The organism is Oribacterium sinus, assembly GCF_014202695.1.
GTDB lineage: Bacteria > Bacillota > Clostridia > Lachnospirales > Lachnospiraceae > Oribacterium > Oribacterium sinus.
In genome coordinates this window covers 201,326-217,987 of record NZ_JACHHH010000001.1, presented here as the reverse complement: position 1 = coordinate 217,987, position 16,662 = coordinate 201,326, and the positions used below count along the sequence as shown (strand labels likewise).

General features: G+C 43.4%; 8 protein-coding genes. All 8 read right to left on the bottom strand.

All coding sequences use genetic code 11. The features are described from left to right. Entirely contained in the window at positions 1-2,493 is a 2,493-nt protein-coding gene (locus HNQ46_RS00905) for a Cna B-type domain-containing protein (protein ID WP_183681735.1), read from the bottom strand. Between the two features lie 267 nt (positions 2,494-2,760). Further along, positions 2,761-5,187 (bottom strand): Cna B-type domain-containing protein, encoded by a 2,427-nt coding sequence (locus tag HNQ46_RS00900; RefSeq protein WP_183681732.1) that lies wholly within the window; start codon positions 5,185-5,187, stop codon positions 2,761-2,763. 332 nt (positions 5,188-5,519) lie between these two features. Continuing rightward, positions 5,520-5,972 carry a YhcH/YjgK/YiaL family protein gene (locus HNQ46_RS00895; protein WP_183681729.1) on the bottom strand — a complete coding sequence of 151 codons (453 nt, stop codon included), beginning with the start codon at positions 5,970-5,972 and terminating at the stop codon, positions 5,520-5,522. Positions 5,973-5,987: 15 nt separating this feature from the next. After that, positions 5,988-8,498 carry a bifunctional diguanylate cyclase/phosphodiesterase gene (locus tag HNQ46_RS00890; RefSeq protein ID WP_183682171.1) on the bottom strand — a complete coding sequence of 837 codons (2,511 nt, stop codon included), beginning with the start codon at positions 8,496-8,498 and terminating at the stop codon, positions 5,988-5,990. 372 nt (positions 8,499-8,870) lie between these two features. Beyond that, on the bottom strand, positions 8,871-10,547 hold the full coding sequence (ilvD, locus tag HNQ46_RS00885) for a dihydroxy-acid dehydratase (RefSeq protein ID WP_183681726.1): 1,677 nt from the start codon (positions 10,545-10,547) through the stop codon (positions 8,871-8,873). Positions 10,548-11,023: 476 nt separating this feature from the next. Continuing rightward, positions 11,024-12,907 (bottom strand): threonine--tRNA ligase, encoded by a 1,884-nt coding sequence (locus HNQ46_RS00880; protein WP_183681723.1) that lies wholly within the window; start codon positions 12,905-12,907, stop codon positions 11,024-11,026. Next, entirely contained in the window at positions 12,907-14,361 is a 1,455-nt protein-coding gene (gene gltX / locus HNQ46_RS00875) for a glutamate--tRNA ligase (protein WP_183681720.1), read from the bottom strand. The genes HNQ46_RS00880 and gltX overlap by 1 nt, the downstream gene beginning before the upstream one ends. 20 nt (positions 14,362-14,381) lie before the next feature. Continuing rightward, the gene (locus HNQ46_RS00870; RefSeq protein ID WP_183681717.1) at positions 14,382-16,487 is read right to left on the bottom strand and encodes a polyribonucleotide nucleotidyltransferase; all 2,106 of its coding nucleotides are present in this window, start codon (positions 16,485-16,487) and stop codon (positions 14,382-14,384) included. Positions 16,488-16,662: the final 175 nt, after the last annotated feature.

The following is a 16,662-nucleotide window of genomic DNA, read 5'->3' as shown; positions in this document are numbered from 1 at the left end:
TTATCTCTTCACAGTCTTTCTCTTTTTGCCGTAAACCAGCGCTGTAGCAAAGCCCAGTCCGGTTAAGCTAAAGAGCGCAAAGTACAGAAGCATTGCACTGCTGTCTCCGGTTTTGGTCTGTCCACGCTCAGCCCCCAGAACAGCACCCGGTTCAGTATTCTGCTTTGCATTTCTCTCTGCACCAAGTACCGCTCCATCCGCAGTAATAACATCCGGATTTCCGGCAGGAGTACGATTCGCATTCAATACATCTCCACCTCTTGGATTGGGCTGGGAAGGACTTGGGCTGGGGGAGTTTCCTCCGCCACCGTTTCCTCCGCCACCATTTCGGCCGCCTCCACCATTATTGGGATTGGGAGTATTGTCATTTTTCTTATTTACAAATACATTGACATAGCCGGTAGCCGGATTGCTTTGGGTTGTTGCTGTATAGCCGGCAACGCTATCCTCAGTAACGGTATAACGGATTTCTTTACCGTTTGCATCAAGCTTTGGCATATCAAAGCTATGCTGCCAACCGTTAGCCTTGTTTAAGGTATAGGTAGCTACCTTCTCTCCGTTAGCAAACAGCTGTACATTCAAATGGTCGGGGTGAGGTCCCTTACCCTGCCAAATCTTGGTTACCGGAATTACCACTCTGGAACCGTTATAGTTGCTGATGGTGAATCCTGTCTTTTCTGATCCGGAAATAGCCGCCTTAAAGCCTGCTACTTCCTCTTCGGAAACGGTATAAACAATTTCCTTTCCGTTGGCATCCTGCTTGGGAAGATTGGAGAAGCTTGCCTTCCAGCCGTTGGCTGCGGATAACTCTACTGTAAGATTCTCATCCTTCACACCGTTCTTTAAAACGGATACCACTACCTTTTCAGGCTTATTGGTCGCAAGAGCCGGATCCAATACCCATTCCTTCTTCACGGAAAGGTTGGTTTCCTTGGCAACAACTTCTTTCTTCTTATTCAGCATTTCCACTTCTACGGTTGCACCCTTTGCAATGGAATTCTCAAAATCCTCTTTGCTGATGGTGCGAGGGGTGGAATCCAACTCGTAGCCTTCCGGAGCCTCCACCTCAGTCAAGACATAGTCGGCCTTGAAAACATTTTCTAACTTTGCAATACCGTTCTCATCGGTCACAATGGTTTTTGTATATTTAGTCTTAGGATTAACTAAAGTAAACTTAGCTCCCTGAAGAGCCTCGCCCTCATCTCCAATTTTCTTAACCTGGAGGTTGAAGGTTTTTCCATTTAAGAAACCGCCGGCTTCACTGACTTCAAAATCTCTGATTTGCTCTCTGCTGACAATTCCGTCACCGGTAAGCTTTGCCTGGTTTTTATAAATAGTACCATTTTTAAATGCTTCATTAATCTCAACATAATAGCTGAAGAAGAAGCCGTCATCCGGATTCAGCTTTCCAATATTATAGGTAAAGCTTCGTCCATCTGCAGAGTAATTCGGTGTAAAAAAGTCTTTGGAAGACTCTGCTGTGTAATTCTGCTTGTCACGAAGACTCCAAAACGGTCCGCGATTTGCATCCGTATCATCCGGAGCGCTAACCCAAACACCGTTCTGCCACTGTCCGGAGCGCCAGATTCCTGTTCTTAAGACAGGAGCATAAGTATCAATATCGGACTGCTTCAGATTTGCATCTGTAAAATGATGCTTTACGTCGAAGTAGCTAAGCGCATCACTTTGCAGGGTATCGGTAAAAGTAACATTCTCATAATCCGTAGCCCCCTGTACCTTCTCGATATGGCGAGCATCTAGGGAAACCGTGTAATGAATTAAGTAATGGGTATTTCCGTCCTGGTCTACCAATTCAACCAGCTTTCTGTCACGGCTCTTCCAAAAGCTTACAGGATTCTCTTTCCCGATAATCTGGTAGTTCACATTATGGTTAATTACGGTCTTTCCGTTCACCTTAAGCTCCAGTGGAGTTTTGGTATTGGACTTTACGACTTCCTTGTCGATTTCCGTATTAAAAAATACACTTCCGTCTGTACCGCTGTAATGTTCAGCATCCTTAGTAAATACAATACGCATTTCCTTGGTAGCCTGATTATACACTCCCTTGGCCAGAATCTTTCCGTCATCTCCCGGGATATTAAAGCTCAAGTCGGAGGACTTTAATTCTTTGGGAAGCTGAATAGAGATATAGTCTCCCTCCTGAATATTTAACCCCTGAACCTTGATGGTAGCTTTAAATTGCATACTCTGATAGTTTGCAAAACTGCTATTCTCCGTCAGAGCTTTTCCATCTACAAACAACTTTACATCGGATAATGCATTTTCAATAGCCTTTCCGCTTGCACTTCCGGTGCCTGCTCCGGAAATTGTGCTGCTGCTTGCTGCAGAAGCTTCTGTACCAGTCCCTGTACTTCCGCTTGCCACTACAGCTGTTCCCCCGCTAGTACCGGTTTCGGCATTGGCATAGGAAAATCCCTGCCATACCATTAAAAGAACCAGCAATAGGGACAAAATCTGTCTCTTAGCCTTCATATTTCTTCTCCTTAAAAAATACTTAATTTAGCGTCATCGGCTATTTTATCATATTTTCTTAAAATTTCAAGGTGAAAAAATAAGTTTTTTTAAAGAATTAATACAGGGATTTTAAACGAGATATCGCACGCTTTGCGCACGATACTCGTTATGAATAATTATTTGCACTATGAAAAAACCGCCTAAGAAATCTTAGACGGTTTTTCCTTTATGCTTCCTGCATAGTAATTATGCTTCCTGCCATTTTCATGGGGCGAAAACTGCGTTTTACTTCTCAGCTTTCTTTCTTTTCTTCTCGGCAAGTACCCAAGCTAAAAGTCCTACTCCTGTAGTTGCAAATAATGCAAGATACTGAAGAGCTCTGCTGTTATCGCCGGTAGAGGTGGAACGAGAGGCATCCAATACGGAACCGTCAGCCTTTTTGTTTCTGCTGGCATTTAATACGGAACCGTTCTTGCCCTGTGCCTTATCCTGGCTGTTACCCGGCTCTCTGGAAGCATCCAATACAGATCCGGGAGTATTGGATTTATTATTTCCTCCACGGTTATTGCTTCTGCTTGGTGTAGCGCTTCCGCCGTTTCCGCCACCCTTGTTTCCCGGGTCGTTAGGATTCTGGCTGTTCTTTGTATTGGTAATGATATTGGTATAGCCTGTAGAGGCATCTCCACTAATCTTAGTAGTATAGCCTGCTACTGCATCCTCTGTAACGGTATATTGAATCTCCTTACCATTCTTGCTTCTCTCCAGATTGGTAAAGGTGTACTGCCAGTTATTGTTGGCAAAAAGATCCTGTTTAGCAATTTCCTTTCCATCTGCTAAAAGACGAACGGTTACAGATGAAGGATGATCTCCCTTACCGCTCCATACCTTGGTAACAGGAATGGAAATCTTATTGCTAACGGTATTGGTTAAGGTAAAGCCAAGTTCCTGTGTTCCGGAAATAGCAGGGGCATATCCCTCTACTGCTTTTTCACGAATGGTATAGCTGTAAGCCTTACTGTTTTCATCATACTTTGGAAGGTTGGAGAAGGAAGTCTTCCATGCATTTGCCTGACTTAACTCCTGTGTTACTCCGATAACCTCTCCGTTACGAAGAAGCTCTACAGTGACCTGCTTCGGTCTGCTTTGTGCCTTATCTCCTGCATCTACCCACTTCTTGGTCACATAGAGATTTCTCTTTGCCTCCGCCTTATTGTTTACAACGGTAAGAGTAGCAACCTTAGCCACGTCGAACATATCCGCTTTTACACTATAGCTGTCATCAGATAAAAGATAACCTTCAGGAGCCTGAACCTCCTTAACAGTATAATCTCCTCTTAACAAACCGGAAAGAATAGCCTCTCCGTTTGCATCAGTGGTTAATCTTCCCACCTCAGCTCCATCACTGTTGCTTACGGCGAAGACGGCACCGGCCAAAGCCTTCTGATCTTCATTCACCTTCTTTAACTTAATCTTAAAGGTATCTCCGGAAGCTTCGCCTCCTGCGCTCTGTACGTTGACATTGTACTCTTTCTTCAGCGGCTTTCCACCGGCTCCATCAGAATCCAACTCAACCTCATTATGATAATTAAAGTTTGTTACAGGCTTGCCATCCACCTTAGCATAGTAAACGATTTCAAAGCCTTCATCAGCAGCTGTATTTCCAAGATTTAAAGTAAATGTCTTCTTGCCTACAGCAGCCTTATACTGTGCTTCCAGTGCTGTGTTCTGGGTAGCAGGTCCTGTTTTCTGAGAATTACGAATGTCAAAGTTCTTACCGTTTACTTCATCAGCAACCCAGTTTCCGTTAACATACTGTCCTCTTTGCCATACACCCTTACGAATGGATACGGGATGTTCATCACTGCTGTAGTAGGAAAATGCACCCTCTCCCAAAGTGTCCTTCAAGGTAATATTGGTTCTTGCTCCAACGTTTACCAAAACACGATAACGAATCAGATAAACCTTATTTCCTGCTGCATCGGTTTCCTCTACAAAATTAGTCCAGGAATCCTTTACCAAATCAAAATCTTTATCCTTTGTGATACCGGTATAATTGATGGTACCGGCAATCGCCAAATCGGAAGTATTGTTCACCTTGATAGAATTGCTAAGCTGCTTTGCTTCTGTCTCCTTATCGGAATTAACCTGAAGAGAAAGCCAGAACTTTCCTTTAATATCACTTCTCTGCTCTACATAATTTGTATAAGTCAAGGTAACGGTTCTGTTTGCCGCATCAATAACGGCATTGGCTACTACCTGATCCCCATCCTTAATCTGGAAGCTGTCGGATTTTTGAATCTTTAAAGAATCGGACAACTGGAAGGTGGTAGAATCTCCCGCCTTTGGTGTCTGTCCCTCCGGTACGGTAAAATCTACACTCACACCAAACTGCGCATAATTGTCAATTTCTTCATTATTATATGCTGCAGTGTTATCCTTATTCACATAAACGGCATTAGCGTTTACGTTGATAGCTTTCCCGGTAGTTGCATTAATTGCACTGGCAGCGGCTTGTCTTGCTGCTTCCTGTTTCGCCTGTTCAGCCCGGATATCTTCTTCCGAGGGGCTACCTTGACTGCCGGTTTCTGTACTGCTTGTCACCGTACTAGCGGATGCCGGGGAAGCAAGCTCATCTGCATTTGCAAAAGATACTCCCTGCCAAGCCATAGCCAGGGACATCAAGATCGCTAACAGCTTTCTTTTACGCTTCATGTCTTCTACTCCTTCATTATGTTTTAAAAATTAATACTTAAACAATAGCTAATGTATTCTACCACAGCTTTTCAAAAAAACAAGCCATCCTATATATGACTTAGTTTCCGTAATTATCCTGCTGTAAAGAGGCGAAAATAGAAAAACCGTATAAAGAAGATTAGAAATTTCATTCTTAAGTTTTTTCCTCTTCTTTTTTACTTCTTTATTCTTCTTCCCTTTCCAAAAATGAACAATTTTCTCACATTCTTCTTACTTTGTATGGATTTTAATTTATATTTTTTTTAGAATTTTGTTTTTCTTTCTTCTGCTTTTCTTCATTTCATAACGTATTACAGTTTTACCTTAACAACAACCTTCCTGCAGGGCAGGGGCTTCTGTACAGCAACCGCAGGTCTGTGGGCCTCTTCAGGAGAAAGAATGAGGTAATCTCCTGCTTTTAAGAGCATTTGAGAAAATGCCGACTTCGGCTCTAAAAAACAGATATCCTTTCCCTCAGGATTCTCTATAAGCTCACAGGAAGAGCGGTCAATCACATCGATTCTTTCCTCTCCTTCCAAAAGATTCTGGATATCGAAGTAAAGATCATGGGCTTCAAAGCGCCGATTTTTTTCCAAATCCGTTTCAAAGCTTTGTACCATGGCAAAGACCTCTTCTCCCAAAATAGGATAGTTTCCGTCTTCAAGTTGCTTTAAATCTTCTCTTTTTAAAAACTGAAATGCCGCTTGAAATCGTTCATTGGATAAATCGTACTTGTCATGATTCTTTAGATTCTGAAATACCATTTTACATTCTCCTCCTTAAGGAATTTCTCCCGCCTGCAAAGGTCCGCCAAAAAGATAGCCTTGAATAATATCACATTGATACTCCAAGAGTTTTTCATACTGCCACTCATCTTCTACGCCTTCTACGATAACAACCTTTCCCAAGTCATGAACAATGTCAATCAAGTTTCGAATAACATCTCCATTGTTCGGCAGGAAATGATCGATTAAGGACTTATCCATTTTCACCGTATTCAAGGGAATATAGGGCAGGTAGCTAAAGCTACTGTAGCCGGTTCCGAAATCATCCAAATGGAGTTGAATTCCGGCTTCCACCAGGCGGTTAAAGATTTTCTTGGTCTGTTTACTTTCTTCAAAGAGAATTCCCTCGGTGATTTCCAAAACCACATATTCATGAGGAATTTCATAACGATCCAGCTGGTAAAAAAGATATTCCACAAAATCATCATCATAAATCTGATAACTGCTGAAGTTAATGGAGATAGGGCATAGAGCATGACCCACTTCCTTCCACTTGGCCAGCTGCCTTATAACCTGTTCCACCGCAATCTTACCCAGCTTTACAATATAACCATAGCTTTCCGCAACGGGAATAAATTGATCCGGAGAGCAATCCTCATTTCGAATACGCATAAGAGATTCAAAGCCTACAACTTTTCTGGTCTTACAGTCCACCTGAGGCTGATATACCATATAGAAGGAATTCTCCTGAATGGCATTCTCCACGATCTTCAAAATTTGACTGATTTTTTCTTTTTTGTATCGAAGCTCCTCACTATAGAATACCAAACGGTTTTTTCCCTTCCGTTTTGCAAAGCTCATGGCCAGTCCGGCGTACATGACAATCGTCCGGGGGCTCTCCCCGCCTATAGAGGAAGCGACGCCTCCGGAGGCATTCATATACACCGTCTCTTCTCCTACGGTAATTGCCCTTCGGAAGATTGAAAGGATTTCCGCCAGCTCCGGAGAATCCTCCTGTAAACATTTTCTCGGAAAAATAATCATAAACTCATCTCCCCCATAGCGGGAAAGAATAACCCCATGATCCTTTTCAAAGCGGCGAAGACGATTTGCTACAGCCACAAGATACAAGTCTCCGGTATCATAGCCTCTGGATTCATTCAATTCTTTTAAGTTGTCAATGTCCACTAAAACACAAGAATACTCTTTGCTGTCTCCAATATAATCCGTAAGCCTTGACAATGCGGTTTGTCGGTTCAAAAGCTCTGTCAATAAATCATAGCTTAATTTATGCTCCAAATCATCCTTTGCCAGCAATAGATTCTCATTCTTTTCTTCCAAATCCTGCATGACCTTCTGACTGTGCAAACGACTCATCAAGAAGTAAATAGCAATCATGCATACTGCCATTAAAGGAAAGGCTGCTATAAATAAGTAACGGGCATAGCGCATCATCCATTGCTGAGGAGTATCCTCCAACACAATATTCTTCGGAAGCCGTGCTTTGGAAAGATGGTAAGCACTGAGGACACGATTATCCACTGTCAGTTTTCCCGGACTATCCTCTTCCTCTGCGGTTTTCTCCACATCCTTCTTGCCCGATAGCACATCCAGCATCAGCAGACTGGCATCCTTGGCCATTTGTTTTATATCCGGCGCTCTACCCGCCAAAAATCCCTTGACATTATCCAGCATAACATAGCTATAAACCGGTACATTGGCTCTGGACAAAACCATTTTCATAGCCTGATTTCCCGGATAATAATTACCGTCTTCATCCAGGGTAGTGGAAATATAAAGGACAATACTTTTTTCATCCAGCTTCTCAATGGCTTCCAGAAAATCTTCTTTCTTCATCTGCGAAAAATTAAGGCCCGCAAAACGATAGGAGGAAAAGCTTCGTTGCAGGGAGAAAAACTCTTCCTTGGCTTGATTTCCCCAATAAGTATTATCATAAAGCACCATAATGGTATCCGCACCCATTTGCAGGGAAGTTGCCAAGCTTAAAGTATCTTTTAAGTAGGATGGACTGTAATATCCTGAACACTTGGGATTTTTAGCTGCATTCTTTGCCAGTTCCTGATTGTTGATGCTGAAGAAAATGATGGGAATATCCGGAAAAAGCTCCCCCTGCTTTTCCAAAACAAATTCCAGAGCTCTATCATCTCCCACCAAAACTCCGTCATAAGGCTTTTCTCTATTCGCCAAACGGGTTTGTACAAAGGTATAAATCGCTTCAATATCCTTATCATGTCCAAAATGCTGAAAATCCATGTTTATGGTATCCAAATGAATATTGGATTGATTAATGATGGATTCCATTCCCTCCAACTCACTGGAAAAGAGTGGGGATGATGTATCATAGGAGCTCAGAAAGAGAATGTTCTTTTTCTCCGGGAGCATATAGCTCACGTCACTTTCCTTCCACTCCTTCCATTCCTTCGGCTTCTGACTGAAAAAATTCTGCCATGCAAAAAAAGTTAAGAACACAAAAAGAAGCAGACAAAGAAAGCTTGCCAAAAGCAAAGCAAAACGAATAATTTTATTTCGCTCCTTATCTCCCATCTGTGCCACCGGTCCTCCTTACTGGCTCATCGTTTCCTTACAAAATTCTTAATCTCATTATTTTAACGTAAAATGATTCCTCTGGCTACGTAAAATCTATAATACTTCCTATTTATTTGATTTTTTAGGAAAGCTCCATAAAAAACATTTTGTATTATTGTAAAAACTATTTATTCTTACTTGCTATTTTTAGACTAAGCCCCCAAAAAAAGAAAAGAAATAGGGTTTACCTTAGAGAAAAGGTAAACCCTACTTATTTTACTCAAAAATTTCAATATTACAATCCATGGAAAGGAAATTTAGAGGAATCGTATTTATAAAATACAATTTTCAGCAGATTCCTTAAAACTTATTTTTTTCAAAGCAAGATCTTTATTCCCAGTCCTTAGGAAGCTCTAAAATCGCTCCACGGTTTCCGCTGGTAACCAGCGCACGGTAACGAACAAGATAACCGTCCAGATCCGTTCTCTTCTTCGGCTTCCAAGCCTTTCTTCTCTTCTCCAACTCCTCATCACTTAGCTTTACATTCAAGCTATAGTTTGGAATATCGATGGAAATGATATCTCCTTCTTCAATCAGAGCAATCGGTCCACCCACAGCTGCCTCAGGAGAAACGTGTCCGATAGCAGCGCCACGGGAAGCGCCGGAGAAACGACCGTCTGTAATAAGAGCCACCGTGCTTCCTAAGCCCATACCTACAATGGCTGAGGTAGGATTCAGCATCTCTCTCATTCCGGGACCGCCCTTTGGCCCTTCATAACGGATGACCACCACATCTCCGGGATTAATCTTTCCTCCCTTGATAGCAGCAATCGCATCTTCTTCGCAGTCAAATACTCTGGCAGGTCCCTCATGCACCATCATTTCCGGAGCCACTGCGGAACGCTTTACCACCCCGGTATCCGGAGCCAGATTTCCCTTCAGCACTGCAATACCTCCAATAGGCATAAAGGGCTTATCAATAGGACGAATAATCTCCTCATCCTTATTTCTGGCATGAGCAATATTTTCCTCCATAGTCTTTCCGGTAACAGTAATGCCGGAAAGATCCAAAAGATTCTTCTTAGACAGCTCCTTCATCACCGCATACACACCGCCGGCTTCGTTCAAGTCCTCCATATAGGCATAGCCTGCGGGAGCCAAATGACAAAGATTCGGAGTCTTTGCAGAGATTTCATTGGCATTTTCCACCTTTAACTCAATGCCGCATTCATGGGCAATGGCAGGCAAGTGAAGCATAGTATTAGTGGAACATCCCAACGCCATATCTACCGTTAAGGCATTTCGGAATGCCGCCTCTGTCATAATGTTTCTGGGGCGAATATTTTTCTCAATCATATCCATGATGGCATAGCCCGCCATCTTTGCCAAACGAATACGAGCAGAGTAAACTGCAGGAATGGTTCCGTTTCCGGGAAGTCCCATTCCGATAACCTCTGTTAAGCAGTTCATGGAGTTTGCGGTATACATACCGGAGCAGGAACCGCAGGTAGGACAAACATTTTCCTCATAGAGCTTCAGCTCCTCCATGCCAATCTTTCCTGCCTCATATTCTCCCACGGCCTCAAACATGGAAGAAAGAGAACGCTTCTCTCCCCTTACCTTACCCGCAAGCATAGGTCCGCCGGATACAAAGACAGTTGGGATATTCACTCTGGCTGCTGCCATCAAAAGACCGGGCACATTCTTATCACAGTTTGGAATCATCACCAAACCGTCAAACTGATGGGCTCTTGCCATACATTCTGTGGAATCCGCAATTAAGTCTCTGGTTACCAGAGAATATTTCATTCCGGTATGTCCCATGGCAATACCGTCACAAACCGCAATAGCCGGAAACTCCACCGGCATACCGCCGGCTTCCGCAATACCCATCTTTACTGCATCCGCAATTTTATCCAAGTTAATATGTCCCGGTACGATTTCGTTATAAGAACAAACCACACCAATCATGGGCTTCTTCATCTCTTCCTTGGTATAGCCTAAGGCATTAAATAAACTTCTATGAGGCGCAGACTGTACCCCTTCTCTCACATGCTCACTATTCATAGACTCTCCTTACTCTAAACGCTTTTGATTAGCTACATAAACTAAAACAATTTTTTCTGAATTTTCCCATATAAGAAAATTTGTCTATCCGCTAAACAAAAACTACTGCATACTCGAGGTAAATATTCTACCTCAAACACCTATATATCTATAGTTTTACATAAAAACTTTTTTATTATACCTTATTAACAGCTTTGAGCAGATGTTTTTTTTGAGTTTTCCATGAATTTTTTCTAAATATTTTCAAATAAAATAGACAGAGGAAAGGAACTGCACCGTTTTTCCCAGTATAGCTTGGAACAGGGGCACGCTCTCGCTAAGCTCGCCTCGTAGCGGTTCTAAGCTTTCAAAAAACAAAAGCTAAGAACCGACGGGCTCACATTGCCCCTTATTCTCAAGCTATACTGCTGAAAAACCAGGCGAATCATTTCTTTTCTCTGTCTCTTCAGTCAAAACAAAAACAAGGTAAAAATTCATTAAAACTCATCCATCAGCTCTAAGCTGTGTTCCTTCTGCATTCTTTCACAAGCTTTAAGGAAGGCATCTAATGGAATGTTATTAATCTGCTTATTAGAACCGCGCATATTAATGGAAACAGTCTTTTCCTCCATTTCCTTATCTCCCAAAACCAGAATATATGGATTTTTATAGTTCTTGTAGGTCTTAATCTTTTCCTTCATATTCTTATCGGAGTAGTCAATTTCCGCACGAATTCCCATATCGGAAAGAGCATCATAAACTTCTTTTCCGTAGTCGTTATGCTCTTCTCGTATCGGTACGATTCCTACCTGCTCGGGGCTTAACCAGAAGGGGAAGCTTCCCTTGAAGTTCTCGATAATAATACCGATAAAGCGCTCCAAGGATCCGTAAATTGCTCTATGGATTACCACCGGCATAGCGGTGCTTCCTTCAGCAGTCTGGTAAGTTAAGCCAAAGTTGTGAGGAAGCTGGAAGTCCAGCTGGATAGTTCCACACTGCCACTCTCTTCCCAAAGCATCCTTAATTTGTAAGTCAATCTTTGGTCCGTAGAAGGCACCGTCTCCTTCATTGATTTCAAAACCGCCCTCTCCGTACTTGTCGGTGAGAATCTTCTTTAAAGCAGCCTCCGCTCTATCCCAAACCTCGATATCTCCCATGAAATCATCAGGTCTTGTGGAGAGCTCTGCACGATAAGTAACGCCGAAGGTCTTGTATACTTCATCCGCAATGGAGATGATGTCCGCAATTTCCGCCTCAATCTGAGATTCCATTACGAAGGTATGGTCATCATCCTGACGGAACTCCTGTACACGGAAAAGTCCGTTCATTTGTCCGGATTTTTCCTTTCTGTGGAGTACATCATACTCGGAATACCGAATTGGAAGCTCCTTATAGGAACGATTTCTTCTCTTGTAGGTAATCATGGCGTTAGGGCAGTTCATGGGCTTTGCCGCCATGGTATCAATATTCTCACGATTGTAGATTACAGAGCCTGCCTGAATCTTTACAATCTTCTCTCCAAGGCTGGCATCAGTAGGATGCTCCAGTACACCGGACAGGTCAGCATCGGCCTTTAACCAGCCGGAAATACCGGGAACCATAAACATATTGTTAATGTAATGTGCCCAGTGTCCGGAAATCAACCATAATTTCTTATTATTGATAAGGGGTGCGGAAATCTCCGTGTAACCGTGCTTTGCCTGCACACTTCTGGAATAGGCTAAAAGCGCCTGATACATCTTCCAACCTCTGGGAAGCCAATATGGCATTCCGGGAGCAGTCTCATCAAACATGAAAAGGTCAAGCTGGCTACCCAGCTTCTTATGGTCTCTCTCCTGGGCTTCCTGTAACCACTTCAAATGCTCCTTTAAGGCATTCTTATCCGGGAAGGCAAAAAGATAAACACGCTGTAACTGATCTCTGTGCTCATCTCCACGCCAGTAAGCTCCGGAAATGGATTTAATCTGGAAGGCCACATTCATGAGTTCCTGAGAATTCTCCACATGAGGTCCCCGGCAAAGATCCACAAAATCATCACCGGTACGATAAATACTGATGACTTCATCGGCAGGAAGATCCTGAATCAGCTCCTTTTTGAACTTTTGCTTATCAAAGAGAGCCAAGGCCGCCTCCCGGGACAGCTCCTCTCTGGTCCAGTTCTCTCTTCTTTTGATGATTTCTCTCATCTTGTCCTCAATAGTCTTAAAATCCTCTTCGGACAAGGACTTGGGCAGAGCAAAGTCATAATAACAGCCATCTTCAATCTGGGGTCCGATCGCATACTGTACCTCAGGACCATACAGCTCTACCATGGCTTTTGCTAAAATATGTGCAAGAGAATGTCTGTATCTCTCTAAAAATTCCTGCTTATCCAATGCCATTACCTCTTTTCTTTTAATCTCTCTATTGCTTTTTCAATTCTCTTTAAGGACTCTTCCTTACCCAGTACGGAAAGAATCTCGGTAGCTCCTGCGGGAGTCATTTGCTTTCCGGAAAGGGCAATGCGGATGGGCCACATCATAAAGCCTGTCTTGTAGCCCTTTTCCTGACCGAAGGCCTGTAATTTCTCATACAAATGATCGTTACTGTAGTCATTTTCCTCCTGTAATAAAGGAAGAACCTCTTCCAGAAGACTCAAAGAATTCTCTAAATTACACTTTGCCTTTTTGTTTTCATAAAGAGACAGCTCATATTCCGGAACTTCCTTAAAGAAGGAAACCTGCTCGGGAATGTCCGGGAAGATTTCGATTCTGCTCTTAACCATCTCGGCAATCTTCTTATGATCCAATCCCTCACCTACAGCTTCTTTCACGAAGGGGAGAGCTCTCTCATAGAACTTGTCAAAGTCCATTTTCTTGATGTACTCCCCGTTCATCCAACGAAGCTTACCCATATCGAAAACCGCAGGACTCTTGGAAATTCTACGGTAATCAAACAAACGAACCAAATCCTCTAAAGAAAGAATCTCTTCATTTTCCTCAGGGCTCCAGCCTAAAAGAGCCACAAAGTTTACCACCGCCTCAGCCACAAAGCCCTGGTCAATCAGATCCTCAAAGGAGGAGTGTCCGGATCTCTTGGATAGCTTCTTATGATTCTCATCCGTAATCAAGGGGCAATGAATCAGCTTCGGAGACTCCCAACCGAAGGCATCATAGAGTCTTTGGTACTTAGGGCTGGAAGAAAGATATTCGTTTCCGCGAACCACATGGGTAATCCCCATCAAATGGTCATCTATAACATTGGCAAAGTTATAGGTAGGATAGCCGTCGGACTTAATCAGCACCATGTCGTCCAGTTCGCTGTTCTCCACGGTAACATCCCCGTAAAGCTCATCATGGAAAGTAGTGCTGCCTTCTGTCGGATTATTCTGGCGAATAACAAAGGGCAGGCCCTGCTTTAACTTCTCTTCCACCTCTTCTTTAGTAAGAGAAAGGCAGTGCTTGTCATAATGGAAAAGCGTCTCTCCGTTTACCTCGGTTTGCAGGCTCTTTAAACGTTCCTCGTCACAGAAGCAGTAGTAAGCCTCTCCCTTATCCACCAGCTTCTTGGCATAGTCCATATAAACGCCGGTCTTCACTCTTTCCGACTGCACATAGGGACCGCAATCTCCGGGATTATCCGGTCCCTCATCCCAGAAAAGTCCGGTGGCTTCCAGGGTTCTACGGATAATATCCACAGCCCCTTCCACTTCTCTTTCCTGGTCTGTATCTTCTATACGAAGGAGGAAGTCTCCTCCCTCATGCTTGGCAATAAGATAGGCATACATGCCGGTTCGCAAATTTCCCACATGCATCCTTCCGGTAGGGGAAGGTGCATATCTCGTTCTAATCTTCATTTTTCCCCCTTAAGCTGTACTTACGCTTCCTGCTTCTCTACCAAATCCTGTGGGCGCATAGAAAGATTGATTCTGCCCATCTTATCCACTTCCAGAACCTTTACTCTAACCTTATCTCCGATATGAACCACATCCTCTACCTTATTGACTCTCTGGTCAGATAGCTTGGAAATGTGAATCATGCCGTCCTTGTTGGGGCTTAACTGTACAAAGGCACCAAAATCCATCATTCTGACTACGGTTCCTTCAAAAATCTGTCCCGGCTCAATATCGTTTACAATAGACTCAATAATTTTCTTTGCTCTTTCCAAATCAGGCAGGTTTGTTCCGGAAATGGAAACAGTTCCGTTATCATCAATATCGATCTTCACGCCGGTTTCTTCGATGATACCGTTAATGGTCTTACCCTGCTTTCCGATAACATCTCCAATCTTCTCCGGATTGATAGACATAGTCAAAATCTTCGGTGCATACGGAGAAAGCTCCGCTCTAGGCTCTGCAATCGCTTCTTTCATAACACCGTTCATAATAAAGAGTCTTGCTTCTCTTGCTCTGCGAATAGCCTCTTCCACGATGGGACGAGTCAAGCCGTGAATCTTAATATCCATCTGGATAGCAGTGATTCCGTCCTCTGTTCCGGTTACCTTAAAGTCCATATCCCCGAAGAAGTCTTCCAAGCCCTGAATGTCAGTAAGTACCAAATACTCATCATCGCTGTCTCCGGTTACAAGACCGCAGGAAATTCCGGCAACAGGCTTCTTAATGGGAACACCGGCAGCCATCAAAGACATGCAGGATGCACAGGTGGAAGCCATGGAAGTAGAACCGTTAGACTCCATAGTCTCGGAAACGGAACGAATCGCATAGGGGAATTCTTCCACGGAAGGCAGTACAGGGATTAAAGCCTTCTCTGCCAAAGCACCGTGACCGATTTCTCTTCTTCCGGGACCTCTGGAAGCCTTAGCCTCTCCTACGGAATATCCGGGGAAGTTATACTGGTGTAAATAACGCTTTTCCGTTTCAAATTCATTTAGCCCTTCTACCTTCTGAACCTCGGAAAGAGGTGCCAGGGTAGTAATATTCATAATCTGAGTCTGTCCTCTCTTAAACATGGCAGAACCATGTACTCTGGGGAGAAGATCTACCTCAGCCTCTAACTTACGAATCTCATCGATGGCTCTTCCGTCCGGTCTCTTATGATCCTTTAAAATCATCTTACGAACAGTCTTCTTCTCATACTGATAGATGGCATCCGGTAAAATGGCCAAAGCTTCCTCATCATCCTGGAAAGCTTCTACCAATCTTTCACTAAGAAGGGAAACATTGGCATCTCTTTCCGCCTTATCATCGGTAAATACAGCCTTCTCCATCTCCTCCGGCTTTACCACTTCCTTCATCTTCGCAAATAATTCTTCAGGAATGGCGCTGGAAACATAGCTGTGCTTTTCTTTTCCGCATTCTTCGATAATGCTCTCAAAGAAACCGATAATCTGCTGGTTTACATCATGGGCAAGATAAATTGCCTCAATCATCTTGTCCTCCGGAAGCTCGTTAGCTCCGGCTTCGATCATGATAACCTTCTCTTTTGTGGAAGCTACAGTCAATAAAAGGTCGGAAACCGCCTTCTCTCCGTTTCCGGGATTTACCACAAATTCTCCCCCGACCATTCCGATCTGGGTGGTTGCACAGGGACCGTCAAAGGGAACATCGGAAAGACAGGTGGACAGGGAAGAGCCAAGCATCGCCAAGAGTTCAGGAGAAGCATCCTGATCCACGGATAATACCAGGTTGTTTAATAAAACATCATTTCTATAGTCCTTAGGGAAGAGAGGACGCATAGGACGGTCAATAACTCTTGCGGTTAAAATCGCATTGTCACTGGCTCTTCCTTCTCTCTTCTTAAATCCTCCCGGGAACTTTCCTACAGAATACATCTTTTCTTCGTATTCTACGGAAAGGGGGAAGAAATCAATACCGTCTCTCGGCTTTGCGGAAGCGGTACAGGTGGACAACACCGTAGTGTCTCCATAGTGCATCAATGCGGCACCGTTACTTTGCGCGCAAACCCTATCCACATCCACCGTCAGGGTTCTTCCGGCAAGTTCCATTGAATAACTCTTATACATAAATCCTCCTTTGTTTAATCCGGAAGATCCAAAGCCACTGAAGAAACTGTGAGGTTCACCGCCTCTTCAGTGATCTCGGACTACCTTCCGGATAGCTTTTGTCATAGATTCCTATTATACAGGAAAATGAGAAAATGAACAGTAAAAAAGGGTAGAAAAGCCATGCTTTTCCACC